This is a genomic window from Streptomyces sp. NPDC029044, assembly GCF_040637495.1.
In the GTDB taxonomy this organism is placed as follows: Bacteria; Actinomycetota; Actinomycetes; order Streptomycetales; family Streptomycetaceae; genus Streptomyces.
Genome location: NZ_JBEZWN010000050.1, coordinates 1 through 25,945, shown reverse-complemented (window position 1 = coordinate 25,945; position 25,945 = coordinate 1). Strand labels below are relative to the sequence as shown.

Genomic DNA, 25,945 nt, shown 5'->3' with positions numbered 1-25,945 from the left:
GTCGGCCGTTTCACCGTCCCGGTGCGGTGAGCCGCGTCGGCCGTTTCACCGTCCCGGTGCGGTGAGCCGCGTCGGCCGTTTCACCGTCCCGGTGCGGTGAGCCGCGTCGGCCGTTTCACCGTCCCGGTGCCGTGTGTCGCGTCGGCCGCTTCCCCGTCCCGGTGCCGTGAGCCACATCCGCCGGTTCACCGCGCCGGTGCCCTGAGTCCCATCCACCCTCTCCCCGCCCCCGTTCCGCCACGCCGCCGGAAGGACCCGCCATGAAACTCCTGCTGGACTCCACCCGCTGCCAGGGCTACGGCCTCTGCCAGGAACCCGCGCCCGAGCTGATCGACCTCGACGAGTGGGGATACGCGCAGGTCCGCCCCTCCGACGTGCCGGACGGCGACGAGGACGCCGCCGAAGCCGCCGTCGCCGCCTGCCCCAACTCCGCGCTGCGGCTGGTGAAGTGACATGGGACGAGACCTGACGGCCCTCTTCGACCCCGTCTCCGTCGCCGTCGTCGGAGCCAGCGACGACCCGGCCAAGTACGGCCACGCCATCGCCGCCCAGGCCCTCCGTGCCGACGGCCGGCGCCCCGTCCACCTGGTCAACCGCCGCGGGGGCACCGTGCTCGGCCGCACTGCCGCCCCGAGCCTGAGCGCCCTCGGCGAGCCCGTCGACCTCGCGGTGGTCTCCGTACCCGCCGCCGGGTTCGAGGACGCCGTCGACGAGGCCCTGCGCTGCGGGGCCCGGGCGATCGTCGCGATCACCGCCGGTTTCGCCGAGACGGGCGACGCGGGCCGGCTCCGGCAGCAGGCCGTCGCCGAACGCGTCCGCGCCGCAGGTGCCGTCATGGTCGGACCCAACTGCCTGGGGATCGCCGACAACACCACCGACCTCTTCCTCGCCTCCGACACCTTCACCCCCGGCGGCGTCGCGCTCCTCAGCCAGAGCGGCAACCTCGCCCTCGAACTCCAGCTCCGCTTCCGCCCGCACCACCTCGGCTTCTCCCGGTTCGTCTCGCTCGGCAACCAGGCCGACGTCACCCTCGTCGACCTCCTCGCCGACTGCGCCCGGCACGAGGGCACCCGGGCGATCGCCGTCTACGCCGAGGACTTCGGCGACGGGCGGGCCTTCGCCGAGGCCGCCGCCGACGCCGGGAAGCCCGTGGTGCTGCTCACCGCCGGGCGCGGGGACGCCTCCGCGCGCAGCGCGCAGTCGCACACCGGCGCGCTGACCACCTCGGCCGACGTGGTGACCGCGGCCTGCCGGGACGCCGGTGTGCAGCTGGTCGCCACGCCCCGCGAACTGACCGTCACCGTGGCCGCGTCGATCGGCGGCCGCCGTGCCGCCGGACGCCGGGTCGCCGTCCTCACGGACGGCGGGGGGCACGGCGTCGTCGCCGCCGACGCCGTCGAGGCGGCCGGGCTGACCGTGCCCGAACTGCACGAACCGACGCGGCAGCGACTGCGGGAGGCCCTGTGGGAGCAGTCCGCCGTCGCCAACCCGGTGGACCTCGCCGGGATGGGCGAGCAGGACCCCGGCTCGTACGCCGAGACGATCGCCGAGCTGCTGGCCGCCGAGGAGGCCGACGCCGTCCTGATGACCGGCTACTTCGGCGGCTACGCGGCCGCCGGGGGCGGGCTCGGCGGTGGCGGTGCGGTGCTCGCGACCGGCGAGCAGGAGGCCGCGCGCCTCATCGCCGAGCGGCACAGCGCCACCGCGAAGCCCCTCGTGGTGCAGTCGATGTACCCCCGCTCGCCCAGCTGCCGCACCCTGGCCGCCGCCGGCATACCGGTCTTCGCCGCCACCGAGGACGCCGCCCGCGCCCTCGCCGCCACAGCACCCGGTGCACCGGGCACCGGCGTGACACCCCTGCCCCGCCCCGCGCCCCCGCTGACCGAGTCCGGCTACCTGGAAACCCGCAGAGCCCTGGAAGAAGCCGGACTCGTCTTCCCGGCCGCCCGCGAGATCCGTGACGAGGCCGAACTGCTGGCAGCAGCCGCCGAGTTCGACGGCCCGTACGTGCTCAAGGCACTCCATCTGCTGCACAAGTCCGATGCGGGCGGAGTGGCGCTGGGCCTGGCCGGACCGGCCGAACTGCTGGCTGCCTTCCGGGAGATGCACACCCGGCTCGGCGCCCCCTCCTACTCCGTGGAGGCCATGGCCGACCTGACCGACGGCATCGAACTGATCGTCGGCGTCAACCGGGACCCGCGCTTCGGCCCGGTCGCCATGGTCGGCCTGGGCGGCGTTCTCGCCGAGGCCCTGCGCGACGTCGCCTTCACCCTCGCGCCCGTCCCGGCGGACCGGGCCGTGACCCTGCTGCGCGGACTGCGGACCGCCACGCTCCTCGACGGGGTGCGGGGCAGACCGCCGGTCGACGTCGACGCTGCCGCGAAGGCCGTCGAGACGATCACCGCCTTCGCCGCCGCCCACCCCGAGATCGCTGAACTCGAGGTCAACCCCCTCCTCGTGCGCCCCGACGGGGTGCTCGCCCTCGACTCCCGCGCCGTACTCGCCTGACTCACTGGAAGAGGTCCCCCGATGGACATGCGCTACACCCCCGAGCAGGCCGACCTGAAGCGCCGCGCCGCCGACTACGCACGGCTGCTCATGCGGTACGAGGACCAGTCCGAGCAGGCCGGCGGGCCCCTGCCGCAGGAACTCGTCACCGAACTGACCCGGGCCGCCATGGACGCCGGCGTCTACGCCATCAACATGCCCGCAGAGTGGGGCGGCGCCGGACTCGGCCTGCTCGACCAGGTCATCGTGGAGGAGGAGTTCGGCAAGGTCACCAACTGCCTGTGGGACATCCCCTGGCGGCCCGCCAACGTGCTGGCCTACGGCGACGAACGGCAGCGCGAGAAGTACCTGCTGCCGGTGATCCGCGCCGAGAAGTTCGACGCGTTCGCCGTCACCGAGCCCGGCGCGGGCTCCGACCCGTCCGCCGGCACCTCCGCGGCCGACCGCACCGACGGCGGCTGGCTGCTCAACGGGGAGAAGTGGTTCGTCACCTGCGGTGACATCGCCGACTTCCTGCTGGTGCAGGCCGATGCCGGACCCGAGCGGCAGCCCACTCTGTTCTTCGTGGACAAGGCCGCGCCCGGAGTCGAGATGACCCGCGTCCCGCACTTCATGCACTCCGCCGTCAACGGGCACCCCGAGTTCACCTTCACCGACGTCTTCGTCGCCGACGAGGACGTGCTCGGCGGGGTCGGCAACGGCTACGACCTGACCAAGGAGTGGTTCACCGACGAGCGCCTGATGATCGCCGCCCGTACCGTCGGCGCCGCCGAGCGCGCCCTCCAGCTCGCCCGCGACTGGGCCGTGGAGCGCGAGCAGTTCGGGGCGCCCATCGCCTCCTACCAGCTGATCCAGGGCATGCTCGCCGACTGCGCCGTGGACATCGCCGTCAACCGCGCCTACACCCACCAGGTCGCCTGGGAGGCCGACCAGCCGGGCACCGACCGCAAGACCCTGCACGCCAAGGCCTCCACCGCCAAACTCGCCGCCAGCGAGGCCGCCGGGCGGGTCGCCGACCGGTGCCTGCAGATCTTCGGCGGCCGCGGCTACGACCGCACCTACCCCGTCGAGCGCATGTACCGCGAACTGCGCGTGGACCGGATCTGGGAGGGCACCTCCGAGATCCAGCGGCTGATCATCGCCAACGAGCTCATCAAGCGCGGCACCCGCGCCCTTGCCCTGCCCACGCACTGACACCCCTTCACCAGCGAGGACTGCCATGGACTTCCGCCTCACCCCGCGCCAGGTTCAGCTCAAGGCCGACGCGCGCGCCCTCACCGATTTCATCGCCACGTACGAGAACCAGTGCGAGGAGAACAACGGCCTGCCCGCCGACGCGCACGCCAAGATCCGCGACGCGGTCCTCGACGCCGGGCTCCAGGCCGTCAACATGCCGGCCGAGTGGGGCGGCGCCGGACTCACCATCGCCGAGCAGGTCACCGTCCAGGAGGAGCTGGGACGGCTCACCGGCGCCCTGTGGGACATGGTGTGGCGGCCCGCCAACGCGCTCCGCTTCTGCACCCCCGAGCAGCGCGAGCGGTTCCTGATCCCGGTGATCAACGGCGAGCGGCGCGACTGCTACGCCGTCACCGAGCGCAACGCCGGCTCCGACCCGCAGAACCTCTCCACCACGGCCACGAAGAACGACCGGGGATGGGTCCTCGACGGCGAGAAGTGGTTCGTGACCGTCGGCGACCACGCCGACTTCATGATCGTCCTCGCGGCGGCGGGCCCGGAGCGCGCCCCGACCCTGTTCCTCGTCGACAAGGACACCCCCGGCATCGAGATGACCCGGGTCCCGCGCTTCATGCACACCTTCGTCTACGAGCACCCCGAGTTCACCTTCACCGACGTGCAGGTCGGCGACGACGCCGTCCTCGGCGGCATCGGCGAGGGCTACGACATCACCCGTTCCTGGTTCACCGAGGAGCGCCTGATGATCGCCGCCCGCACCACCGGCGCCGCGGAGCGCGCACTGGAACTGTCCCGGGACTGGGCCGTGGAACGGGAGCAGTTCGGGGCGCCGATCTCCTCGTACCAGCTGATCCAGGGCATGCTCGCCGACTGCGCCGTGGACATCGCCGTCAACCGGGCCTACACCCACCAGGTCGCCTGGGAGGTCGACCAGGCCACCGCCGAGGACCGCAAGACCCTGCACGCCAAGGCGTCCATCGCCAAGCTCGCCGCGAGCGAGGCCTCGGGCCGGGTCATCGACCGGTGCCTCCAGATCCACGGCGGCCGCGGCTACGACCGCGCCTACGCCGTCGAGCGGCTCTACCGCGAACTGCGCGTGGACCGGATCTGGGAGGGCACCTCCGAGATCCAGCGGCTGATCATCGCCAACGAACTCGTCAAGCGCGGCACGGGCGTCCTGGACCTCCCCACCGCCTGATCCGCACCGCCGCAGACCGCCAGAAAGGGAATCGGATGACCGACATCAAGCGCGTGGGGGTCGTCGGCTGCGGGCTGATGGGCGCCGGGATCGCCGAGGTCTGCGCACGGGCCGGCGTACCGGTCACGGTCGTGGAGCGCGACGCGGAGGCGGCCCGGGCCGGCCGCCTCCGCATCGGCCGCTCGCTCGACCGGGCCGCCGCACACGGCAGGCTGGGCGACGAACGGCGGCAGACGGCGCAGTCCCTGATCACCGTCGTCGACGAGATCGAGGCCCTGCACGACCACGACCTGGTCATCGAGGCGGTGGCCGAGGACGAGGGACTCAAGGTCGACGTCTTCACCCGCCTCGACTCCGTGATCACCGGCGACCGCACCATCCTGGCGACCAACACCTCCTCCATCCCGGTCATCAGGCTCGCCGCCGCGACGACCCGGCCCGACCGGGTCGTCGGGGTGCACTTCTTCAACCCCGTGCCGGTGCTGCGGCTCGTCGAGCTCGTGCCGTCGCTGCTCACCTCTCCCGCCACGGCGCAGCGGGCCGAGGAGTTCGTCACCGGCGCCCTCGGCAAGGAGGTGATCCGCACCCGGGACAAGGCCGGGTTCGTCGTCAACGCGCTGCTCGTGCCCTACCTCCTGGCCGCCGTCCGCATGGTGGAGTCGGGCAGCGCGACCGTCGAGGACGTCGACCGGGGCATGGTCCTCGGCTGCGCCCACCCGCTCGGCCCGCTGGCCCTCACGGACCTGATCGGCCTGGACACCACCCGGGCCATCGCCGAGTCGCTGTACGCCGAGTTCCGCGAACCGCAGTACTCGCCGCCCCCACTGCTGTCCCGGATGGTGGAGGCCGGGCTGCTCGGCCGGAAGTCCGGGCGGGGCTTCCACACGTACGACGAGGAACTGCGGAACAGGGCACCGCTACCGGCGGACCGGTCGTGAGGGAAGATGGTCCTCGCGTACGACCGTCGAACGAGGGGAGCCGCAGGGTGAGCACCAAGGTGCGCACGGCAGACACGCGCGAGCGCATCCTGACCGCGGCGTGCGAGGTCATCGCCGACATCGGCTTCGAGAAGATCCGCATGCGGATGGTCGCCGAGCGGGCCGGGGTGTCGACGGCGCTGCTGCACTACCACTTCGACACCCGCGAGAAGCTGTTCACCGAGGCGATGACCCACTCCTTCGCCAACACCGCCGTCGACGTCGAGCGCGACGCGGAGACCGCCCCGGCGGCGGTCATCCTCGCCCGCATCGTGCGCAACCTGCTGCCGACCGACCCCCAGCTCCACCAGGACTGGCGGCTCTGGCAGGAACTGTGGGTGCGGGCCCTGCGCGACGAGACCACCCGCGCCTTCGCCGTCGACCTCTACGCGCAACTGCATGCCTGGGTGGGGGACGCGGTCCGCCGTGGCATCGCCTCCGGCGAATTCACGCCGACCGACGTGGACGACCTGAGCACGCTCGTGCTGTCCCTGAGCGACGGCTACGGCATCCGCCTGATGCTGCGCGACCCGACGGTCACCCTCGACGCGGCGCTCACCGCCATCTGGCGCCATGTGTCGACCGCCCTCGGCCTTCCCGCGGCTGTGCCGACGGAGTGAGTTCCCGGTCCGGCTGTCACAGATCCGGACCCCGCCCTGTCTCTCTGGTGAGTCAGCAACCCATCGAACGGAGACAGTGATGAAGATCGTGGTCGTCGGCGGTACGGGCCTCATCGGCTCCCAGGTGTGCGCCCTCCTGCGCGAGGGCGGTCACGAGGCCGTGCCGGCCGCTCCCTCCACGGGCGTCGACACCCTCACCGGCGAAGGACTGGCAGCCGCCCTCAAGGGCGCGGACGTGGTCGTGGACGTGTCGAACTCGCCGTCCTTCGACACCGAACCGGCCCTGGACTTCTTCACCAGCTCGGCCCGGAACCTGTTCGCGGCCGAGAAGGAGGCAGGCGTCTGCCACCACGTGGCGCTCTCGATCGTGGGCGTCGACGAGGTTCCCGGTTACGGGTACTACGAGGCCAAGGTCGCCCAGGAGAACGCCGTGCGCGACAGCGGGGTGCCCTACAGCATCGTGCGCGCCACCCAGTTCTTCGAGTTCGTCGCCCCCGTGATGAACATGTCCACCGAGGGCACCGAGGTGCGGCTGCCGTCCACGCCCCTGCGTCCGATCGCCTCGGCCGACGTCGCCGCGGCCGTCGCCGAGGCGGCGCAGGGCGAGCCGTCGAACGGCATCCGCGCCATCGCGGGCCCGGAGGTGCACGGCCTCGACCGGCTCGGTGAGATCACCCTCGCCATCAAGCCGGACGGCCGCACCGTCGTCACCGACGAGACCGCCGGCCTGTTCGCGGGCATGCCCGACGTGCTCACCGGCGACGGCAGCGCGCACCTCGCGGCCACCCGGTACGAGGAGTGGCTGAAGCGGAACTGACCCCCTTCGGCTACGGGCGGTCGGCGACCCTGCGGGCCGACCGCTCGTACGCCCTCAGCTTCTCCGGAGCCAGGACCCAGTAGAGCCCGTCGATGCCGTCGGGGCCCACGGTGGCGCTCACCAGCGCGACGGCCGCCCCGTCCTCGACGAGCAGCAGGCTCGGCTGTCCGTTGGCCTCGACCACGCCGTACTCGGCGCCGGGGAAGAACTTGTGGGCGAAGGCGGTGACCCTGGCCACGCGCGCGGGCCCGACGAGTTCCAGCCGGGCCACGCCCCGCATGCCGTTGCCGTCGGCGTAGGCGACGACGTCGGCGGACAGCACGCTCTCCAGTGCGGCGACGTCGCCCTCCCGCGCGGCCGCTACGAAGGCGTCGAGCAGCCGACGGTGCTGAGCCGTGTCCACCGGTTCGCGGCGCTCGGCGGACAGCCGTTTGCGCGCCCGGCTGACGACCTGCCGCGTGTTGGCCTGGCTCAGCTCCAGCATGCCCGCGATCTCGTCGTACCCGTAGTCGAACGCCTCGCGCAGTACGTACGCCGCCCGCTCCACCGGATTCAGCCGCTCCAGGACCAGCAGGACGGCCAGCTCCAGCGCCTCGCCGCGCTCCGCGCCGACCTGCGGGTCGACGCTGGTGTCCACGGGTTCCGGCAGCCAGGGTCCCACATAGGCCTCGCGACGGACCCGCGCCGACTGAGCCACGTTGATCGCCAGCCGAGTGGTGATCTTCGCGAGGAACGCACCCTCGTCCAGCACCGTGCTCCGGTCGGCGCCCTGCCAGCGCACCCACACGTCCTGCACCACGTCCTCGGCCTCCGACACGCTGCCCAGCACGCGGTAGGCGATGCCGAACAGCCGCGGACGCAGCCGCTCGAACGCGTCCGCCGCCGCGTTCAGCGCGTCGTCGGGCAGAGGCAGCTGCTGGTCCATGGTGCCGGTGCCTCCCGGATCGATGTCGTGACTTCCGACAGTACGTCGTGGAGCACCGGCGCACGCCTGCTGGTGCCCCAACAGGCAACGTTCGCCCCGTCGCGACGCCCGGCACGCGCCCTCGCCGCACCGGCCGAAAGCCCAAGTACGTCCAGTACGAGAGCTTCCGGCCGGCACGCCGAGAGCACGCACCGGACGCCGCTCCTTGAGGGCAAACGTTGCCTGCCGGGGCACTAGTCCGCGTAACGCGGCTCCCACTGGGCCCGGGCGACCGCGTCGCGCAGTTCCTCTTCCGTGGCCTGCGGGGCCACCCCGTCCTCGACGGCGGCGAGGGCCGCGGCCAGGGCGATCTCGCGGGCGGACTCCCGCATCCCGGCCAGCGGCGGCAGCAGCGGTACGGGCACGTCGTCGCCGTCGGCCGCCCGGACCGCGCACCGCGCGACGGCCCGGGCGGCGGCCACCAGCATGCGGTCCGTGACCCGCGTGGCCCCGCTCGCGGTCACCGCGAGGCCCATGGCCGGGAAGACGTACACGTTGTTCGACTGCGCCACCGGCACCTCGCGCCCATCGACCGTCAGAGGCGGGAAAGGCGAGCCGGTGGCGATCAGCGCCCGCCCCTCGGTCCAGCGGGTGAGGTCGGCCGGCTCGGCCTCGGAGTGCGAGGTGGGGTTGGAGAGCGGGAAGACCACGGGCCGTTCGCAGGTCGAGGCCATCTGCCGCACGATCTCCTCGGTGAACGCGCCGTGCGCCGTCGACAGCCCGATGAGCGCCGTCGGCTCCACGCGGCGCACAACTTCGGCCAGGCCGGTGCCGTCCCAGTCGGCCACCTCGCTCTCGTCCCGTGCGAACGCCCGCTGCTGCGGGGTCAGTTCGGAGCGGGAGGACACCAGCAGGCCGTCGACGTCGAGGATCCAGAACCGGGCCGTGGCCTCGTCCTCCGGCAGGCCTTCGTCGATCATGGCCGTACGGATCATGTCGGCGACGCCGATGGCGGCCGAGCCCGCGCCCAGGATCACCACGCGCTGTTCGGGCAGCGGGGTGCCGGCCACGTTCGCCGCGGTGGACAGGGCGCCGAGCGTGACGGCGGCGGTGCCCTGGATGTCGTCGTTGAACGTGAGCAGCCGGTCGCGGTAGCGGGCGAGGATCGGGTGGGCGTGCGCGGTGGCGAAGTCCTCCCACTGCAACAGTGTCCCGGGCAGCTCCGCTTCGACCGCGGAGACGAACGCCTCGATCATCTCGTCGTACTCCGCGCCGGTCAGCCGCCGTGCGCGGCGGCCCAGGTAGCGGGGGTTGTCGAGCAGGGTCTCGTTGTCGGTGCCGACGTCCAGCAGGATCGGCAGGGTGCGGGCGGGGTGGATGCCGCCGATGGCCGTGTAGAGGCTGAGCTTGCCGATGGGGATGCCCATACCGCCGACGCCCTGGTCGCCCAGGCCGAGGATGCGCTGTCCGTCGGTGACGACGATGACGTCCACGTCGTGGTCGCGGTGCGGGCGGTTGCGCAGGATGTCCCGGAAGCGGTGCCGGTCCTCCCAGGTCAGGAACAGACCACGCGGCCGCCGGTAGATCTCGCTGAACTTCTGGCATGCCTCACCGACCGTCGGCGTGTAGACGACGGGCAGCAGCTCCTCCAGGTACTCGGTGACCAGGCGGTAGAAGAGCACCTCGTTGGTGTCCTGGAGCTGCCGCAGGTAGATGTGCCGGTTGAGGGGCTTGTCGTAGCCGTGGAAGGCCTCGTAGGCGCGGGCGACCTGCTCGTCCAGGCTCTCCACGGCCGGCGGCAGCAGCCCGTCGATCCCCAGCTCCTCGCGTTCGCGTCGGCTGAAGGCGGTGCCCCTGTTGACCAGGGGGTCGGCCAGGGTCGTCACGGCGGGGCTGGTGGTGGGGCGGGGGTGATGTGTGGGCTGGTCCATGGGGTAACGCCTTCCCGCGACGCGCCGGTTCGAGCGGGTGACATGTGCCATCCGGATGAACACCAGCCCCCTGGAAACGTCCCCCGGGCACCGATGAGTTCCGTACCGCGGTCCGGTCTGTCTCTCCGTACGGCTCACCGCTCCCAACGCCCGTCAGGAGACAGCGACATGAGTGTGACGATGCCTCAGACCCAGGTGCCGCTGACCGAGTCCGGCCTGCTGTCCACCCGCCCCGTGTGGCTGGTCGCCATCCTGGCCACCCTCGCCGGGGCCGTCGCGACGGAAGCGTTCGCGCTCGTCGCGCGGGCCGCCGGCGTCCCGATGGAGGCGGCCGGCCCGGGCGCTGAGGAGGCCGCGGAGATCCCGGTCGGCGGCTTCTTCGGCGGGGTGGTGTTCTGGTCGGTCGCCGGAGTCGTCCTCGCCGTGGCGCTCGCCCGCTGGGCCGGGCGGCCCGCCCGCACCTTCACCGTGACCACCGTCGCGCTCACCGCACTGTCCCTCGCCGGCCCGGCCGCCGCCCCGCACACCGCCACGTCCACCCGGATCGTCCTCGCCGCAGCCCATGTCGTGGCCGCCGCCGTCATCGTCCCGCTGCTGGCACGCAGGCTCGCCCACGTGCGGCGCTGAACACGCCCCACCCCTCCCCACCACCGACACGGGCCCCTCGCGCCTCGGCGCCGACGGGCCCGTCGCCGTGCTCCTGTCCCGCGCCACCCCAGGCCCACCACCCCGAACGGCCCAACCCCGCTGCGCCGGAGGAGGCGGCCGTGAGTGACCGGTGTGACCGTGGTGGAAGGAATGCGCGTGCGAACGATGACGAGGAGGCGCGATGGCGGAGGCACTGGCCGAGGGCGGCACGAGGAGCGCTGCCACGAGGGGCGGCGCGGGCCCGTCCCCGGGCGTCTTCGAGCAGCTCGGCGCCGTCGCCGATGCCGTCCTCTACGAGGGCTACCTCCTCTACCCCTACCGCCGCTCGTCCGCCAAGAACCGCGTCCGCTGGCAGTTCGGCGTGCTGTTCCCCCGGGCCTGGGTGGAGGCGGACGGCCCCGTCCCGCCCGGTGTCTCCGGCTCCGCCGACTCCTGGTACCAGCGCACCGAGTGTCTGCTGCGGGTGCGGCAGCCCGGCAGCGCCCGCGTACGGGTGCGAGTGCGCTATCTGCAGATGCAGCGCAAACAGGTGCAGGAAGCGGACGGGCGCCCCGTCGAGTCGCTGCGCACCGACGACGGCACGGTACACCTGACCTTCGACGAGGCCCTGCCGCGCGAGCACGAGGTGGAGGTTCCGCTCGACGAACTCCTGCGGGGCGGACACACCATCGCGGTGGGCGCCGCGGCAGGTGAGGACGTCGAGACGCTGCCGCAGGGCGCCGGGCGGGTGGTGCGCACCCGCGAGGAGATCCGGGCCGAGACCACCGTCACCGCCGAACGGCTCACCGACGACCTCTGCCGGATCCGCGTACGGACCACCAACACCGCGTCCGCCCCGCCACCGCGCACCACGCGCGACGAGGCGCTGCGCCGGGCCCTCATCGCCACCCACACCCTCCTCGGCGGCGACGGGGCGGAGTTCGTCTCGCTGATCGACCCGCCGGCGGGCCTGGAAACACCCGTGCGCGCGTGCCGCAACGAGTTCACCTTCCCCGTGCTGGGCGGCGAGGCCGGCGACACCGGACCCGTCCTGCTGTCCGCGCCGATCATCCTGCCCGACCACCCCCAGGTCGCCCCCGAAAGCCCGGGTGACCTGCACGACGCCGCGGAGATCGACGAGATCCTCACCCTGCGCACGATGCTGCTGACCGACGAGGAGAAGCGCGAGGCGCGGGCCACCGACCCGCGGGCCGCCGCGATCCTCGACCGGGTCGACACCATGCCGCAGGAGGTCTTCGAACGGCTGCACGGAGCCGTCCGATCCCTGACACCGGCCGCCCCCACGGCGCCCCCCGGCCACCTGCCGCCACCCGTCACGCCCGCAGAGCCCGCTGAACGTCCCGCCTGGTGGCAGGAGGGTGCCGACGACGGACTCTCCCCGACCAGCGACACCGTGCTCGTCGACGGCATCCCCCTCGGTGGCGGCAGCCGTGTCCGGCTGCGCCCCCGGGGACGCGGCGCCGACGCCCAGGACATGTTCCTGGCCGGGCGCACCGCCGAGGTCGCCGCCGTCTTCCACGACGTGGACGGCAGCGTGCACCTCGCCGTCACCCTCGACGACGACCCGGCCGCCGAACTCAACAACTGGTACGGCCGCTTCCACTACTTCCGGCCCGACGAGCTCGAACCCCTCGGGCCCGCCGGATCCCCGGACGAGCCGTCGGCACCGGCTCCCGCCGCAGCTCCGGCGCGGCACACGACCGACTCCGAGACCCCCGCAGCGGAGGCCGAGTGACATGACCACCCACAGCAGCACCGAAGAAGTCAGCAAGGAACCCGAACGGTCCGAGGACCGGCAGGGCATAGACGAGATCCACATTCTCTGGATCTCCGAGGGCATGAGCTGCGACGGCGACACCGTCTCGCTCACCGCCGCCGACCAGCCCTCCATCGAGGACCTCGTGCTCGGGCTGATCCCCGGACTGCCGAAGGTGAACCTGGTCAACAAGGTGCTCTCGCCCAGCCTGGGCGGCGAGGACTTCCTCGCGCCCTACCGGGCGGCCGTACGCGGCGAACTGGGCCCGTTCATCCTCGTCATCGAGGGATCGATCCCCAACCAGAACATCATCGAGGGCGACGGCTACTGGACGTCCTTCGGCAACGACCCGGAGACCGGCGAGCCGCAGACCCTCAACTGGTGGATCGACCAACTGGCCCCGAAGGCCTGGGCGGTGGTCGCCGCCGGCACCTGCGCCACCTTCGGCGGCATCCACGCCATGTCCGGCAACCCGACGGGCTGCATGGGCCTGGCCGACTACCTGGGCTGGGACTACACCTCCCAGGCCGGCCTGCCCGTCGTCAACGTGCCCGGCTGCCCGATCCAGCCCGAGAACTTCATGGAGACCCTGATCTGGGTCCTCTACCACGCGGCCGGCTCCGCGCCCCCGCCGCCGCTGGACCACATGCTCCGCCCGCAGTGGCTGTTCGGGAGGACCGTCCACGAGGGCTGCGACCGCGGCTCGTACTACGAGCAGGCCAGCTTCGCCACGGACTACAACTCGCCCAAGTGCCTGGTCAAGACGGGCTGCTGGGGTCCGGTCGTCAACTGCAACGTGCCCAAGCGCGGCTGGATGGGCGGCATCGGCGGCTGCCCCAACGTCGGCGGCATCTGCATCGGCTGCACGATGCCCGGCTTCCCCGACGCGTTCATGCCGTTCATGGACGAGCCCCCCGGCGGCACCCTGTCGTCCCTGGCCATCAAGCCCTACGGAGCCGTCATCCGCAGGCTGCGCGGCATGACCAACGAGCTCGTCAACCACGAGCCCAAGTGGCGCCACAACAAGCGCAAGCTGACCAGCGGTTACGACCCGCACTGGCGTGCCTGATGAACCCCACGACCCATCCCACCACCGACAGTGAGGGGCAGTACCGCAGATGACCACCACCGAGGCCCGGCCCACGGACCGCAAGCCGCCACAGCTCGTGGACATGTCCTGGGACCCGATCACCCGGATCATCGGGAACCTGGGCATCTACACGAAGATCGACTTCGCCAACCGGGAAGTCGTCGAATGCCACAGCACCTCGTCGCTCTTCCGCGGCTACTCGGTGTTCATGAAGGGCAAGGACCCGCGCGACGCGGGCTTCATCACGTCCCGGATCTGCGGCATCTGCGGCGACAACCACACCACCTGCTCCGACTACGCCCAGCAGATGGCCTACGGCGTCAAGCCGCCCCCGCTGGCCGAGCACATCGTCAACCTCGGCGAGGCCGCCGAGTACATGTTCGACCACACGATCTTCCAGGACAACCTGGTCTTCGTGGACTTCTGCGAGGCCATGGTCAAGGCCACCAACCCCGGTGTCCTGGCCCGCGCCGAGCGCACCGACGCGCCCCGCGGCGAGATCCACGGCTACCGGACGATCGCCGACATCATGAAGGCCTTCAACCCCTTCGAGGGCGAGGTCTACAAGGAGGCCCTGAAGGTCAGCCGGGTCACCCGCGAGATGTTCTGCCTGATGGAGGGCCGGCACGTCCACCCCTCCACGCTGTACCCGGGCGGTGTCGGCACGATGCCGCAGCCGACCGTCTTCACCGACTACCTCAGCCGCCTCATGCGGGTCATCGACTTCGTGAAGAAGGCCGTCGCCATGAACGACGACGTCTTCGACTTCTTCTACGAGGCGCTGCCCGGCTACGAGGAGGTCGGCCGCCGCCGCACCCTGCTGGGCTGCTGGGGCGCCTTCCAGGACCCCAAGGTCGTCGACTACCGCTACGAGACCATGAACACCTGGGGCAAGGCGATGTACGTCACCCCGGGCATCATCGTCGACGGCGAACTGGTCACCAACAACCTCGTCGACATCAACCTGGGCCTGCGCATCATGCTCGGCAGCTCCTACTACGAGGACTGGGTCAACGAGCAGCCGTTCGTCACCCACGACCCGCTCGGCAACCCCGTCGACATGCGCCACCCGTGGAACCAGACCACCGTCCCGGTGCCCCAGAAGCGCGACTTCGACGACAAGTACAGCTGGGTGATGAGCCCCCGCTGGTTCGACCAGCGCACCGGCGACCACCTCGCCCTCGACACCGGCGGCGGCCCCCTCGCCCGCCTGTGGTCGACCGCCCTGAGCGGCCTGGTCGACACCCCGTACGTCAAGGCCACCGGCCACAGCGTGCGCATCTCCCTGCCCAAGGGCGAGTCGCTGCCGGAGACCACCCTGGAGTGGCGCATCCCGCAGTGGAGCAACACCATCGAACGCGACCGCGCCCGGCCGTACTTCGTCGCCTACGCGGCCGCCATGGCCCTCCAGTTCCTCGAAGAGGCCATGGGGATGGTCCGCGCGGGCGAGACCAAGGTGTTCGAGAACTACGAGGTGCCCGACGAGGCGATCGGCTGCGGCTTCCACGAGGCGGTGCGCGGCGTCCTCTCCCACCACCTGGTGATCAAGGACAAGAAGATCGCGAACTACCACCCGTACCCGCCCACTCCGTGGAACGCCAGCCCCCGCGACATGTACGGCACGCCCGGCCCGTACGAGGACGCCGTCCAGGGCCAGCCCATCTTCGAGGAGAACGGGCCGGACGACTTCAAGGGCGTCGACATCATGCGCACGGTCCGCAGCTTCGACCCGTGTCTGCCGTGCGGTGTGCACATGTACGTCGGCAAGGGCAAGACGCTGACCACCCTGCACTCGCCGACGTACGGGGCGAACCATGGCTGAGGACGCCGGCGCACGGCTGGCGGACCAGGACGTCGAGGCCCGCCTCGGCCGGCTCGACGAGCTGCTCGAAGGCCTCGAATCCGCGCCCGGCCCCTCGACCCGCTCCGCGACCGAGGCGGTGGCCCTGCTCACCGAGGTCTACGGCGAGGCCCTGGCGCGCGTCATGGACCACGCGGACGAGCGGGTGGCCGAGCGCCTCGCCGAGGACGAGCTGCTCGGGCACCTGCTGGTGCTGCACGACATCCACCCCGAGCCCGCCGAACGCCGGGCGGCGCGCGCGGTCGAACGGCTGCGGCCCGCCGTGCGGGAACGCGGCGGCGACGTGGAGTGGGCCGGAGTGGAAGGGCAGGTCGCCCGGGTCCGTCTGACCTCGGGCGGCGGCGGATGCGGGTCCGGCTGCGGCGGCGGAGGTGACGAGGTCACCGACGCGGTCCGCGCCGCGGTGCTCGCGGCTGCCCCCGAGCTGACGGCGGTGGAGCCCCTGACCGAGTCGTCCCCCGCCTTCGTCCCGCTGACCACCCTCACGTACCGGGGCGCGCCGTGACCACCGACGGGGCACTGGCCCGCCTCATCCGCTCCTCGGCCGACCGCACCGCGGCGGCCCGGACGGAGGTGTGCGACCTGTGCGCCGCCCCGGTCGCCGACGAGCACGCCCACCTGTACGACACCGGACAGGAGGAGGTGCGCTGCGTCTGCGGCCCCTGCTCGGTGCTGTTCGCCGACGCGGCGGCGGGGGACGGCCAGTACCGGCTCGTTCCCCGGCGCCGGGTGCGGCTGCCGAAGGTCGACACGGCCGTGCTGGGCGTACCCGTCGGACTGGTCTTCTTCGTGCCCCGGACGGACGGCACCGTCACAGCCGAGGGTCCGAGCCCCGCGGGAGCCATGCGGTGGGAGGTGGACACGGCGGCCTGGCAGGAGCTGGCCGGTACGTGTCCGCAGCTCGCAACCGTGGAACCCGAGGTGGAGGCCCTCCTGGTGAACACCGTCCACGGCCTCGACGAGCACTGGATCGTGCCGATCGACGACTGCTACCGGATGGTCGCCGTCGTACGCCGGGAGTGGCGCGGCCTGTCCGGCGGCGGCCGGATCTGGCCGGCCGTCGAGCAGTTCTTCGAGGACCTCACCGAGCGGCCATAGCCACGCACTCCGCAGGTCGGAGGCGAGGAAGGAGAACATCCCATGGGCAGCATCAGAGTGGGCCGGCCCCAGGCCAAGCCCGACACGCCCCGGCACGTCGCCGGCATGCACCAGGGCAACAAGGGCCCGCGCGAGCGGCAGAAGGGACACCACGAGGACGGCACCGCCGACGCGCGCCGCTCCACGGGGATCCACTGGAAACGGCATGACGCGCTCGCGGAGAGCATGCCGAACATCTCGCCGGGATGAACACCGTGATGAGAACGAGCAGGGAGCCACTGCGATGAAACGAGTACGCAGACCCGTCGCGCGCAGGCGGGGCACAATGAGCGGACAGCGGGTGCTGAAGGCCGAGGCCGCCCTGGTGGGCGGCATGGCCCTGGCCCTGCTCGCCTGGGAGTGGCCCAGCCTGAGGCGCGAGGTGCGGCTCTGGCGGATGGCCGGCGGGTTCCGCGCCGGCCACCGCTACCCGTGAGCCGGCCGTGCACGAACTGTCGATCGCGACCGCGATCATCGAGCGGGCCGACGAACTGGCCCGGGCGGACGGGACGGACGCCGTCTCAAAGGTGACCGTCCGGGTCGGCGAACTGGCGGGCGTCGTCCCCGACGCCCTCGACTTCGCCTTCGAGGTGGCTCGTGACGGCACCGCCCTGGCGGGGGCCCGGCTCGTCGTCGAGCAGATCCCCGCGCAGGCCTGGTGCGGCCCGTGCGCCGAGGAGTTCCCGGTGGGCATGCCCCCGTTCTTCTGGTGCCCGCGCTGCGACCAGCCCTCCAGCGACTTGCGCAGCGGCCGGGAACTGGAGATCGCCGGGATCGAGCCGGTACCGGCATAGACAGGGAAGGGCCCCGCCGATCCACCGGCGGGGCCCTTCGTCCCTTCCGGGGTCAGCAGATGCGCGGCAACTGCTCCCCGAGCGGCAGGTCCACCACCCGGGTCCCGCCGAGCCCGGTGGCCACCACCACCATCCCCGGGTGTTCGGCGACGCACTCGCCGATCAGCGTCGCCCCGGCACCCTGTGGATGGGCCCGCATCGCCGCCAGCACTTCCTCCGCCTCCGACGCCGGTACGAAGGCGACCAGCCGCCCCTCGTTGGCCACGTAGAGCGGATCGAGCCCGAGGAACCCGCAGGCGTTCGCCACCGCGTCCGGCACCGGAATCGCCCGCTCCTGAAGCCGGACACCGGTCCCGGAGGCCCGGGCGATCTCGTTGAGGGACGCGCCCAGGCCGCCCCGGGTGGGGTCGCGCAGCACATGCACGTCCGGGGTGACGGCCAGCATCGCCGCCACCAGGCCCGCCAGCGGCGCGGTGTCGCTGGCGACCTCCACCCCGAACTCCAGCCCCTCCCGGACGCTCATGATCGCCACGCCGTGCAGCCCGATCGGACCGCTGACGATCACCGCGTCGCCGGGCCGTGCCCGCTGCGGCCGGATGTCCACCCCGGCGGGCACGAGCCCCACACCGGCGGTGGTGACGTACACGCCGTCGCCGTGCCCGGACTCCACCACCTTGGTGTCACCCGTGGCGATCGTGACCCCGGCGGCCTCGGCGGCCGCGCCCATCGAGCGCGCGATCCGCTCGACGACCGTCAGCTGCACACCCTCCTCCAGGACGAAGGCCGCCGAGAGGTACGCGGGCGCTGCGCCGCTCATCGCGAGGTCGTTGACGGTGCCGTTGACCGCGAGGTCGCCCAGGCAGCCGCCCGGGAAGAACAGCGGGCGGACCACGTAGGAGTCGGTGGAGAAGGCCAGCCGCGCGCCGCCCAGTTCGAGGACGGCGGAGTCGGCGAGCCCCGCCAGGACGGCGTTGCCGTAGGCAGGGGTGAAGATCTGCTCCATCAGCTCCGCCGACAGCGCGCCCCCGCCGCCGTGCCCCATGACGACGACCCCCTGGTCGCGCAACGGTGCGGGGCAGGTCCAGTTGGCCGGGTCGACCACATCGGCTGCTCGCTCAGGCAACGGGGGCCACCTCCTCCTGCTGCGCGGAACCGCCGGCCTGCGGCGCCCCGGCGTTCATCCGGCGGTACAGGTAGTAGGCCGCGCAGGCGCCCTCGCTGGAGACCATGGTGGCGCCGAGCGGAGTACGCGGGGTGCAGGTGGTGCCGAACGCGCCGCACTCGGTCGGCTTGATCAGGCCCTGCAACACCTCGCCGGCCCGGCACTCGGCGGGCTCCTCGGTACGGATCCCGCTCACGTCGAAGCGGTGCTCCGCGTCGTACGCGCGGAAGGCGTCGGTCAGCCGCCAGCCGCTGGCCGGGATCCGGCCGATACCGCGCCACGACCGGTCGGTGACCTCGAAGACCTCCTCGATCATGCGCACCGCGGCCGGGTTGCCCTCCTCGCGCACGGCGCGCGGGTAGGCGTTCTCCACCCGGTGCTCACCGCGCTCCAGCTGGCGGACCGCCCGGCGGATGCCCTCCAGGATGTCCAGCGGCTCGAAGCCCGTCACCACCATCGGCACCCGGAACCGCTCGGCCAGCTCGGGGTACTCGGCCATCCCCATCACGCTGCACACGTGCCCGGCGGCCAGGAAGCCCTGCACCCGGCACTCGGGCGCCGTCATGATCGCCTCGACGGCCGGGGGAACCCGCACGTGCGACACCAGCAGACTGAAGTTGGACAGGCCCAGCCGGCGCGCCTGGTGCACCGCCATCGCGTTGGCCGGGGCGGTGGTCTCGAAGCCGATCGCGAAGAACACCACCTCCCGGTCCGGGTTGCTCCGGGCCAGCTCCAGGGCGTCGAGCGGCGAATACACCACCCGGACGTCACCGCCCTCGCCCTTGACCCGGAACAGGTCGCGGTCGGTGCCCGGCACCCGGAGCATGTCGCCGAACGAGCAGAAGATCACCCCGGGCCGCGCGGCGATCTCCAGCGCCTTGTCGATGACCTCCAGCGGCGTCACACAGACCGGACAGCCGGGCCCGTGGATCAACTCGACCTGTTCGGGCAGCAGTTGGTCGATGCCGTGCCGGATGATCGAGTGGGTCTGCCCGCCGCACACCTCCATCAGGGCCCAGGGCCGGGTGGCGGTGGCATGGATCTCGTCCAGCAGCCGCCGCGCCAGCTGGGGGTCGTTGAACTCGTCGATGTACTTCACGCCGTACCCGCCTCCTTCGACGCCTGCTCCCAGGCGTCCCCGAACTCCTCCTCCAGCAGCCCCAGTTCCTCGAACAGCTTCAGGGAGGCCAGGGCCGACTCCTCGTCCAGACGCTGGAGCGCGAAACCGACGTGCACGATGACGTACTCACCCACCTTCACGTCGGACACGTATTCCAGGCACGCTTGCTTCTGCACGCCGCCGAAGTCGATCAGCCCGGTGAGCGGATCGGCGCTGTCGTCGATGGACACGACCTTGCCGGGCACTGCCAAACACATGGGTCACTCCTCCTGTCGTAGGTGTGCCGCGACCACCAGCTGGCCGAGGGCCAGCCCGCCGTCGTTGGGCGGGACCTCGCCGTGCCGGAGCACCGCGAAGCCGTCTTCGGCCAGCAGCCGCGCGCACTCCTGTTCCAGCAGCGCGTTGGCGAACACCCCGCCGCTGAGGGCGACGGTGGCCAGGCCGGTGTCCTGGCGCGCACGCCGGCAGACCTCCGCCACCGCCCGCGCCACGCCGCGGTGGAAACGGGCCGCGAGCACGGCGGGCGGGGTGCCGCGCCGCAGATCGTCGATCAGGGCGCCGAGCACGGGTGCCGGGTCGAGTCCGCCGGCGAAGGCGTACGCGGCCGTATCGGCACCCCACGCCGAAGCGGCCGCCGCCTCCAGCTCCAGCGCGGCCTGCGCCTCGTACCCCGCGCGATGGCACACGCCGGCCAGCGACGACACGGCGTCGAAGAGGCGGCCCATGCTGGAGGTCGGAACACAGGCCAGCCCGCCGGCCAACTGACGTCGGAGAACGGTCCGTTCGGCCGGTGCGCACGCGGTCACGCACGGCAGGTCCGCGTCCCACGGCAGCCCCGCCGCCCACAGCCGGGCCAGGGCCAGCCGGCACGGGTTGGCGACGCCCGCGTCACCGCCGGGCAGCGGGGCGGGGGAGAGGCGGGCGTAGCGCCGGAAGCCGGTGTAACCGGCGAGGAGGACCTCCCCTCCCCAGACCGTGCCGTCGTCACCGTAGCCCGTGCCGTCGAAGGCGACACCGATCACCGGGGTCGTTCCGTCGAGGCCGTGCTCGGCCATCGCGGAGGCGATGTGCGCGTGGTGGTGCTGCACCAGCACGGGCGCACGTCCGGCCAGCCGGGCGGCCCACCGCGTCGAGTGGTACCCGGGGTGCCGGTCCGCCGCGACCAGTTCGGGGCTCACACCGGTCAGGCCCCGCAGTCGCGCGTCCGCCCGCCGGGCCGCCTCCAGGGTGGCCAGATCGCCCATGTCCCCGATGTGCGGCCCGAACCAGGCCTGGTCGCCCGCGCCGAGGCACAGGGCGTTCTTGAGGTCGCCGCCCACGGCGAGGGCGGGCCGCACTGGGACCGGAAGGCGCAGCGGGCGGGGCACGAACCCCCGGGACCGGCGCAGCACCTGCTCGGTGCCGTCGGGCCGCACCCGCAGCAGGGAGTCGTCGCAGGGCGAGGCGATGGGCCGGTCGTGGGCGAGCCAGGCGTCGGCGAGACCGGCGAGCCGGGTCAGCGCCTCGTCGTCGTCCGTGACGATCGGCTCCCCCGACCGGTTGCCACTCGTCATGACGAGCACGCGCGGGCCGGGCGGGTCACCGGGCAGGCCGAACAGCAGGGTGTGCACGGGGGTGTAGGGCAGCAGCACGCCGAGGTGCGGGCTGCCGGGGCAGACGCCCGGCGCGAGGCCGTTCCCCTCCGGGTGCCGGCGCAGCAGGACGATGGGGCGCCGGGGGCTGGTGAGGGCGGCCAGTTCGGACGCGGAGGCCTCGGCGATCCGGCGTACGTCGTCGACATCCGCGCACATCACCGCGAACGGCTTGCCGCCGCGCGCCTTGCGGGAGCGCAGGGTCTCCACGGCCCGGGCGTCGGTGGCGTCGCAGGCCAGGTGGTAGCCGCCGAGGCCCTTCACGGCGACGATCCGCCCGGCAGCCAGCAGCGCCCGCGCCGCTGACAGGGCCTGGGCGTCCCGCGCCGGGCGCACCCCGCTCCCGGCCGCCGGCACCAGACGCAGCCGGGGGCCGCACCCGGGGCAGGCCACCGGCTGGGCGTGGAAGCGCCGGTCCAGGGGATCGCCGTACTCCCGGGCGCACGCGCGGCACATCGGGAAGCCGGACATGGTCGTGACCACCCGGTCGTAAGGCATGCCCGTGGCGATGGTGAAGCGGGGGCCGCAGTGGGTGCAGGTGACGAACGGGTGCCGGTGCCGGCGGTCGGCCGGATCGCCCAGTTCGCGCAGGCAGTCGGCGCAGGTCGCCGTGTCCGGCGGGAGCAGGGTGCTGCCGGGGGAGCGGTCGGTGGAGCGGATGGTGAACGAGCCGCCGGCGCCGGTCGCGGGCAGCTCCTCGACCCCGACGGCGGTGACGGAGGCCAGCGGCGGAGCCTCCTCGGCCAGCCGGTCGCAGAAGAGGCCGACCCCGTCCGGCGGGCCCTCCACCTCGATGAGGACACCGCTCGCCGTGTTGCTCACGAAGCCCGCGAGCGCCAGCTCGGTGGCGAGGCGGTGCACGAAGGGACGGAAGCCCACGCCCTGCACGGTGCCGCGCACGGTGACGCGGCGGCGCACGGCCCGGGTGACGGGCGCTGTCACGGGACGAGGCCGGCTTCGGCGCCCTCGTGGGTGTGGGTGTGCGGGCGGGGTGCCAGGGGCGGCCGGTGCACAGCGGCCCCGTCCCGGACGGCGAGCACCCGTTCCAGGAGGGTGTCGACGCCGGTGCCGGTGCGGGCGCAGGAGCGGAGCACCTCCACCCCGGGGTTGACGCGCTGGACGTTCGCCTCGAAGGCCTCCTCGTCGAATCCGGCCGGCCCGGCCAGATCGGTCTTCGTCAGCACCACCAGATGGGCGGACCCGAAGGCCGTGGGGTACTTCAGCGGCTTGTCCTCGCCCTCCGTCACCGCCATGAGCACGACCCGCAGGCTTTCGCCCAGGTCGTAGGACGCGGGGCAGACGAGATTGCCGACGTTCTCCACGAACAGCAGTGACGTGCCCCCGGGCAGCCAGCTCTCCACGTGGCCGCGCAGCTGCCGTGCCTCCAGATGGCACAGACCGTCCGTCAGCAGCTGCTTCACCGGGGCGCCCGAACGGGCCAGCCGGCCGGCGTCGTTCTCCGTCGCCAGGTCGGCGGTGAGGGCGGCCACCGGAAGGCTCCGCTCCACCGCCCTGGCCAGCACCCGCCCGAGCAGTTCCGTCTTCCCGCTGCCCGGACTGGACAGCAGGTTGACGACGCTCACACCTCGCCGGGCCAGTACGTCACGCAGGCCCGCGGCCAGACCGTCGTTCTTCGCCAGGACGGCCCGGGTGACCTCGTCCACGGAATCGCACATGGGTGCCGCTCCTCGCGGGTCGGTAGGGAAATCGTTCCGCTACCGATCCTCCGCGCCGCCGCTCACCGTGCCCGGCAGCCCGGCCGACGACAGGGCTGCGGATTCGTCCGGGCGGCTCAACGGAGGCGTGGCCCGAGGGTCGGCGAGCAGCACCGGCACCATGGTGTGCAGCGCCGTGACGGCCCGCCCGACCGCCTCCCGCACCGTCGCGCTGATGCCCGGGGCGATGTCCTCGTCGGCGGGTGCCCGCAGCTCGGGCTCACAGGCCAGGACCAGGACGCGGGGGAGGGGCTCGTCGCCCAGGTGGGCGGCCAGGGCGAGGACCTTCGCCGGGTCCATGCCGTGCGCCTCGGGCGGGGCGCCCGCCGTGGAGCCGTCGGGCAGGTCCGGCTCGATCAGCGACAGCGTGCCCGGCACGTGCCCCCGCACCGCCGCGTCGACCAGGACGGCCGTGTCGTAGCCGTCGAGCAGTTCGTACGCCAGGTCCATGCCGCGGATGCCGAAGTCCCGCACCCGCACCTCCGGGGGCAGCGGGTTCCGGTCCAGAGCGATGATCACCTCGGGGCCGAACGCGTCGTCGGCGAGGAAGATGTTGCCGACCCCCGCCACGAGCAGCCGCGCGCTCATCGCTCGTCCCCGGTGGCCAGCGGCCGGGCGGAGCCGTTCGGGAGTTTGCGGACGAAGGCGGACCGCAGCGCGTGGTAGGGCGCATCGGGATCGAAGAAGACGGCCCGCATCCGGGCCAGTTCGGCCCGCCGGTACTCGGCGAGGGGCCGCGTCAGCTCGTCCGCGTGACGGGCCGTGGCCTTGGCGGTGATCCGGCGCGGAAGATCCGGGTCGGCCGCCAGGTCGGCGGCCAGGCGCTCGACCTCGGGTGCGAACTCCTGGGCCCCTACCGGCAGCAGACGGTCCACCAGCCCGATGCGCTCGGCCGTCGCGGCGCTCACCGGCAACGCCTCGGTCGTCAGCCGCTCGGCCGTCTCGGCACCCACCCGGCGGGGCAGCGAGTACGTCCAGAACTCCGACCCGTACAGGCCCATGTTCCGGTAGTGCGGGTTGAGGACGCTGCTCGTGCGGCACCACACCTCGTCGGCGGCCAGGGCGAGCATGACGCCGCCCGCCGCCGCGTTGCCGCCGAGGGCCGACACCACCAGCCGGTCGGTGGTGCGCAGCACCGCCTCGACCAGGTCGTTCATGGCGTTCAGGTTGGACCAGGACTCACCCGCCGGGTCGCCCGCCGCCTCGATGACGTTGAGGTGGATGCCGTTGGAGAAGAAGTCGCGGGCGCCGCCGAGCACCAGGACCGAGGTGGGGCGGGTGAGGGCGTACCGCCAGGCGGCGAGCAGCCGTCGGCAGTGGGTGGTGCTCATGGCCCCGCCGGGGAACGAGAAGGACAGGAAGCCGACGCGCCCGCGCTGCCGGTAGCGGATGTCCGTCCAGGTGCTGCGGTCCGGGGGCAGTTCGAGCGGGGCGGCGATCTCGGGCAGCCAGTACGGGCGGTCGTACGCACCCGGCATGCCCGGGCCGCTGCCGGGCGGGGCCGGGAACCCGGCGAGCACCGAGGCCGCCGGGCGGCGGAACGGTGCGGGGTCACCGGAGCTCTTGCGGGGCCGCAGCTCCGGGATCCACACCGCGCCGTCCCGGGTCGCCCGGCAGAGCGCGCCGGCCCGGGTCGCGAGGAGTTCCCCGGGCTCCCCGCGCAGCCGGTCCTCGGGATGCCCGCCGTGCAGGAACACCTCCCGGCCGCAGAGCTCGTCCCGCACGCCGGGCTGCGAGTCGGCTCCGCGCAGCTTGCGCAGCACCGTCGCCGTGCTGTCGTACTCCCAGTCGATCCGCCGCTGTTCCTGGCGGAAGTAGTCCCGCCACAGAACGTGGGCTCCCGGTTCACTCTGCGGGCGCGGCTTGTACGACCCCTCGGCGTAGCGCCGCACGGCCAGCAGCACGGCGGCCGTGGCGGCGTCCGCCACCTCGTTGCGGTACAGGTCGCTCTTGCCCGTCGGCGGCACCGGGAAGGTGCCGTCCGCCCACACGTCCCCCGCGTCCATGGCCGCCTCGGCCTGGAGCACCGTCACGCCCCACTCGGACGCCTCCTCGGCGATCGCCCAGTCCAGCGACGACGGGCCCCGGTCCCCGGGCGGACCCGGATGCACGATCAGGCAGGTGTGCTCCCGCCACACGTCCTCCGGCAGGGCCGACTTCAGCATCGGGGCGACGATCAGCTCCGGGGACCCCTCGCGTACGGCGGCCCGGACCGCGTCGGGGCCGTGCGAGGCGAGCACGACGTCCACGTGGTGCCCCTCGTCCGACAGTTCGGCGAACACACGCTGGGTCAGGCTGTTGAACGCGCTGGCGACGAGCAAGATGTCCATGACACGGCATGGTCGCCCGTAGGGGGAGGGCCGAGAAGGACCACGGCGGCGTTTCGCGGTCCTCTTCCGCTTCCGGCCGAACGGGCGGGGCCCTACGGGTGCTGCCGGGGGATCAGGGCCCTGCGTGGCGGGCTGCGCCCGTCTGGTGCCCCGTCGCGGGCTGTGCGGCCCGGCACTGGCGCGGCCCGGCACCGGCGCGGCGCGGGGGCGCCATCCTGGCGCCCGCCACCCGGGCCATGGTGGCCGGCCCCCACGGCCCGGGAACCGGGGGTCGTCCGAAGGTGCTGCCGCCCCCTCCCGCCATCGGGGACACGCCACGGACCCAGTGGACGGCTCCGCCGGATGCGCTCGCCCTCGTACGCGGGTGGTCTGCCCGGGCCACCTGGCCCGATGGAGAGGCCGGGGGAGGGCGCGGGCCTGCCGACCGCGAGCGTCCCGTGTCATCGTCCCGGCTCCAGCGTTCCGGCCTGCGGCCTGCGGCCTGCGGCCTGCGGCCTGCGGCCTGCGGCCTGCGGCCTGCGGCCTGCGGCCTGCGGCCTGCGGCCTGCGGCC

Annotated in this window: 25 protein-coding genes; 16 read left to right on the top strand and 9 right to left on the bottom strand. The window is 72.9% G+C overall.

Annotation, left to right across the window (positions count from 1 at the left end):
• Positions 1–260 precede the first annotated feature (260 nt).
• The 7 genes from AB0E85_RS29945 to AB0E85_RS29915 all read left to right on the top strand — a co-directional run bounded on the left by AB0E85_RS29945 (position 261) and on the right by AB0E85_RS29915 (position 7,314).
• The gene (locus AB0E85_RS29945) at positions 261–452 is read left to right on the top strand and encodes a ferredoxin (RefSeq protein WP_361933551.1); all 192 of its coding nucleotides are present in this window, start codon (positions 261–263) and stop codon (positions 450–452) included.
• 1 nt (position 453) lies between these two features.
• Positions 454–2,508 carry an acetate--CoA ligase family protein gene (locus tag AB0E85_RS29940; protein WP_361933549.1) on the top strand — a complete coding sequence of 685 codons (2,055 nt, stop codon included), beginning with the start codon at positions 454–456 and terminating at the stop codon, positions 2,506–2,508.
• 21 nt (positions 2,509–2,529) lie between these two features.
• Positions 2,530–3,702: an acyl-CoA dehydrogenase family protein gene (locus AB0E85_RS29935; protein ID WP_361933546.1), complete on the top strand. Its 1,173-nt coding sequence runs from the start codon at positions 2,530–2,532 to the stop codon at positions 3,700–3,702.
• 25 nt (positions 3,703–3,727) lie between these two features.
• Positions 3,728–4,900 carry an acyl-CoA dehydrogenase family protein gene (locus AB0E85_RS29930; protein WP_361933544.1) on the top strand — a complete coding sequence of 391 codons (1,173 nt, stop codon included), beginning with the start codon at positions 3,728–3,730 and terminating at the stop codon, positions 4,898–4,900.
• Between the two features lie 35 nt (positions 4,901–4,935).
• On the top strand, positions 4,936–5,838 hold the full coding sequence (locus AB0E85_RS29925; protein WP_361933541.1) for a 3-hydroxybutyryl-CoA dehydrogenase: 903 nt from the start codon (positions 4,936–4,938) through the stop codon (positions 5,836–5,838).
• Positions 5,839–5,885: 47 nt separating this feature from the next.
• Entirely contained in the window at positions 5,886–6,497 is a 612-nt protein-coding gene (locus AB0E85_RS29920) for a TetR/AcrR family transcriptional regulator (protein ID WP_361933539.1), read from the top strand.
• A gap of 79 nt (positions 6,498–6,576) precedes the next feature.
• Positions 6,577–7,314, top strand: a complete 738-nt coding sequence (locus AB0E85_RS29915; protein WP_361933536.1) for an NAD(P)H-binding protein — start codon at positions 6,577–6,579, stop codon at positions 7,312–7,314.
• Positions 7,315–7,324: 10 nt separating this feature from the next.
• Here AB0E85_RS29915 and sigJ read toward each other — a convergent pair whose 3' ends face one another.
• Together sigJ and AB0E85_RS29905 are read right to left on the bottom strand one after the other, a co-directional pair.
• On the bottom strand, positions 7,325–8,239 hold the full coding sequence (gene sigJ, locus AB0E85_RS29910) for an RNA polymerase sigma factor SigJ (protein ID WP_361933534.1): 915 nt from the start codon (positions 8,237–8,239) through the stop codon (positions 7,325–7,327).
• Between the two features lie 233 nt (positions 8,240–8,472).
• Positions 8,473–10,149 (bottom strand): NAD-dependent malic enzyme, encoded by a 1,677-nt coding sequence (locus AB0E85_RS29905; protein WP_361933532.1) that lies wholly within the window; start codon positions 10,147–10,149, stop codon positions 8,473–8,475.
• A gap of 168 nt (positions 10,150–10,317) precedes the next feature.
• Here AB0E85_RS29905 and AB0E85_RS29900 point away from each other — a divergent pair, with 168 nt between their 5' ends.
• The 9 genes from AB0E85_RS29900 (at position 10,318) to hypA (ending at position 17,435) form a co-directional block, all read left to right on the top strand.
• A complete protein-coding gene (locus AB0E85_RS29900; RefSeq protein WP_361933529.1) occupies positions 10,318–10,776 on the top strand; it encodes a DUF6069 family protein in 459 nt (152 codons plus the stop codon).
• 202 nt (positions 10,777–10,978) lie between these two features.
• Entirely contained in the window at positions 10,979–12,532 is a 1,554-nt protein-coding gene (locus AB0E85_RS29895; protein ID WP_361933526.1) for a hypothetical protein, read from the top strand.
• Position 12,533: 1 nt separating this feature from the next.
• Positions 12,534–13,622 (top strand): hydrogenase expression protein HypE, encoded by a 1,089-nt coding sequence (locus tag AB0E85_RS29890; RefSeq protein ID WP_361933523.1) that lies wholly within the window; start codon positions 12,534–12,536, stop codon positions 13,620–13,622.
• 49 nt (positions 13,623–13,671) lie between these two features.
• Positions 13,672–15,465 (top strand): nickel-dependent hydrogenase large subunit, encoded by a 1,794-nt coding sequence (locus tag AB0E85_RS29885; RefSeq protein ID WP_361933520.1) that lies wholly within the window; start codon positions 13,672–13,674, stop codon positions 15,463–15,465.
• Positions 15,458–16,009, top strand: a complete 552-nt coding sequence (locus AB0E85_RS29880; RefSeq protein ID WP_361933517.1) for a NifU family protein — start codon at positions 15,458–15,460, stop codon at positions 16,007–16,009. The genes AB0E85_RS29885 and AB0E85_RS29880 overlap by 8 nt, the downstream gene beginning before the upstream one ends.
• On the top strand, positions 16,006–16,602 hold the full coding sequence (locus AB0E85_RS29875; protein ID WP_361933514.1) for a DUF5947 family protein: 597 nt from the start codon (positions 16,006–16,008) through the stop codon (positions 16,600–16,602). Before AB0E85_RS29880 ends, AB0E85_RS29875 begins: the two co-directional genes overlap by 4 nt.
• Positions 16,603–16,644: 42 nt before the next feature.
• A complete protein-coding gene (locus tag AB0E85_RS29870) occupies positions 16,645–16,851 on the top strand; it encodes a hypothetical protein (protein ID WP_361933511.1) in 207 nt (68 codons plus the stop codon).
• Positions 16,852–16,927: 76 nt separating this feature from the next.
• Positions 16,928–17,077, top strand: coding sequence for a hypothetical protein (locus AB0E85_RS29865; RefSeq protein WP_202510379.1), 150 nt, complete (start codon positions 16,928–16,930; stop codon positions 17,075–17,077).
• A 7-nt stretch (positions 17,078–17,084) separates the two neighbouring features.
• Positions 17,085–17,435, top strand: a complete 351-nt coding sequence (gene hypA / locus AB0E85_RS29860) for a hydrogenase maturation nickel metallochaperone HypA (protein ID WP_107460244.1) — start codon at positions 17,085–17,087, stop codon at positions 17,433–17,435.
• Positions 17,436–17,487: 52 nt separating this feature from the next.
• On the opposite strand, the gene hypE is transcribed toward hypA, so the two are convergent.
• From hypE to AB0E85_RS29825, 7 genes are read right to left on the bottom strand one after another with little or no spacing between them, the layout of a single operon-like run.
• Positions 17,488–18,558, bottom strand: coding sequence for a hydrogenase expression/formation protein HypE (hypE, locus tag AB0E85_RS29855; RefSeq protein ID WP_361933507.1), 1,071 nt, complete (start codon positions 18,556–18,558; stop codon positions 17,488–17,490).
• Positions 18,551–19,696 (bottom strand): hydrogenase formation protein HypD, encoded by a 1,146-nt coding sequence (hypD, locus tag AB0E85_RS29850; RefSeq protein WP_361933504.1) that lies wholly within the window; start codon positions 19,694–19,696, stop codon positions 18,551–18,553. The genes hypE and hypD overlap by 8 nt, the downstream gene beginning before the upstream one ends.
• Positions 19,693–19,974: a HypC/HybG/HupF family hydrogenase formation chaperone gene (locus AB0E85_RS29845; RefSeq protein ID WP_161366414.1), complete on the bottom strand. Its 282-nt coding sequence runs from the start codon at positions 19,972–19,974 to the stop codon at positions 19,693–19,695. Before AB0E85_RS29845 ends, hypD begins: the two co-directional genes overlap by 4 nt.
• Positions 19,975–19,977: 3 nt before the next feature.
• On the bottom strand, positions 19,978–22,290 hold the full coding sequence (hypF, locus tag AB0E85_RS29840) for a carbamoyltransferase HypF (RefSeq protein ID WP_361933501.1): 2,313 nt from the start codon (positions 22,288–22,290) through the stop codon (positions 19,978–19,980).
• Positions 22,287–23,024, bottom strand: a complete 738-nt coding sequence (hypB, locus tag AB0E85_RS29835; RefSeq protein ID WP_361933498.1) for a hydrogenase nickel incorporation protein HypB — start codon at positions 23,022–23,024, stop codon at positions 22,287–22,289. Before hypB ends, hypF begins: the two co-directional genes overlap by 4 nt.
• A 39-nt stretch (positions 23,025–23,063) precedes the next feature.
• A complete protein-coding gene (locus AB0E85_RS29830) occupies positions 23,064–23,651 on the bottom strand; it encodes a hydrogenase maturation protease (protein WP_361933495.1) in 588 nt (195 codons plus the stop codon).
• Positions 23,648–25,393 (bottom strand): enoyl-CoA hydratase-related protein, encoded by a 1,746-nt coding sequence (locus AB0E85_RS29825; protein WP_361933493.1) that lies wholly within the window; start codon positions 25,391–25,393, stop codon positions 23,648–23,650. The genes AB0E85_RS29830 and AB0E85_RS29825 overlap by 4 nt, the downstream gene beginning before the upstream one ends.
• Between the last annotated feature and the right edge of the window lie 552 nt (positions 25,394–25,945).

What these genes read in the sequence shown, in the direction of transcription:
- AB0E85_RS29945 (WP_361933551.1), top strand. Translation starts at nt 261, where the DNA reads ATGAAACTCCTGCTGGACTCCACCCGCTGCCAGGGCTACGGCCTCTGC.
- AB0E85_RS29940 (WP_361933549.1), top strand. Translation starts at nt 454, where the DNA reads ATGGGACGAGACCTGACGGCCCTCTTCGACCCCGTCTCCGTCGCCGTC.
- AB0E85_RS29935 (WP_361933546.1), top strand. Translation starts at nt 2,530, where the DNA reads ATGGACATGCGCTACACCCCCGAGCAGGCCGACCTGAAGCGCCGCGCC.
- AB0E85_RS29930 (WP_361933544.1), top strand. Translation starts at nt 3,728, where the DNA reads ATGGACTTCCGCCTCACCCCGCGCCAGGTTCAGCTCAAGGCCGACGCG.
- AB0E85_RS29925 (WP_361933541.1), top strand. Translation starts at nt 4,936, where the DNA reads ATGACCGACATCAAGCGCGTGGGGGTCGTCGGCTGCGGGCTGATGGGC.
- AB0E85_RS29915 (WP_361933536.1), top strand. Translation starts at nt 6,577, where the DNA reads ATGAAGATCGTGGTCGTCGGCGGTACGGGCCTCATCGGCTCCCAGGTG.
- sigJ (WP_361933534.1), bottom strand. Translation starts at nt 8,239, where the DNA reads ATGGACCAGCAGCTGCCTCTGCCCGACGACGCGCTGAACGCGGCGGCG.
- AB0E85_RS29905 (WP_361933532.1), bottom strand. Translation starts at nt 10,149, where the DNA reads ATGGACCAGCCCACACATCACCCCCGCCCCACCACCAGCCCCGCCGTG.
- AB0E85_RS29900 (WP_361933529.1), top strand. Translation starts at nt 10,318, where the DNA reads ATGAGTGTGACGATGCCTCAGACCCAGGTGCCGCTGACCGAGTCCGGC.
- AB0E85_RS29895 (WP_361933526.1), top strand. Translation starts at nt 10,979, where the DNA reads ATGGCGGAGGCACTGGCCGAGGGCGGCACGAGGAGCGCTGCCACGAGG.
- AB0E85_RS29890 (WP_361933523.1), top strand. Translation starts at nt 12,534, where the DNA reads ATGACCACCCACAGCAGCACCGAAGAAGTCAGCAAGGAACCCGAACGG.
- AB0E85_RS29885 (WP_361933520.1), top strand. Translation starts at nt 13,672, where the DNA reads ATGACCACCACCGAGGCCCGGCCCACGGACCGCAAGCCGCCACAGCTC.
- AB0E85_RS29880 (WP_361933517.1), top strand. Translation starts at nt 15,458, where the DNA reads ATGGCTGAGGACGCCGGCGCACGGCTGGCGGACCAGGACGTCGAGGCC.
- AB0E85_RS29870 (WP_361933511.1), top strand. Translation starts at nt 16,645, where the DNA reads ATGGGCAGCATCAGAGTGGGCCGGCCCCAGGCCAAGCCCGACACGCCC.
- AB0E85_RS29865 (WP_202510379.1), top strand. Translation starts at nt 16,928, where the DNA reads ATGAGCGGACAGCGGGTGCTGAAGGCCGAGGCCGCCCTGGTGGGCGGC.
- AB0E85_RS29845 (WP_161366414.1), bottom strand. Translation starts at nt 19,974, where the DNA reads ATGTGTTTGGCAGTGCCCGGCAAGGTCGTGTCCATCGACGACAGCGCC.
- hypB (WP_361933498.1), bottom strand. Translation starts at nt 23,024, where the DNA reads ATGTGCGATTCCGTGGACGAGGTCACCCGGGCCGTCCTGGCGAAGAAC.
- AB0E85_RS29830 (WP_361933495.1), bottom strand. Translation starts at nt 23,651, where the DNA reads ATGAGCGCGCGGCTGCTCGTGGCGGGGGTCGGCAACATCTTCCTCGCC.
- AB0E85_RS29825 (WP_361933493.1), bottom strand. Translation starts at nt 25,393, where the DNA reads ATGGACATCTTGCTCGTCGCCAGCGCGTTCAACAGCCTGACCCAGCGT.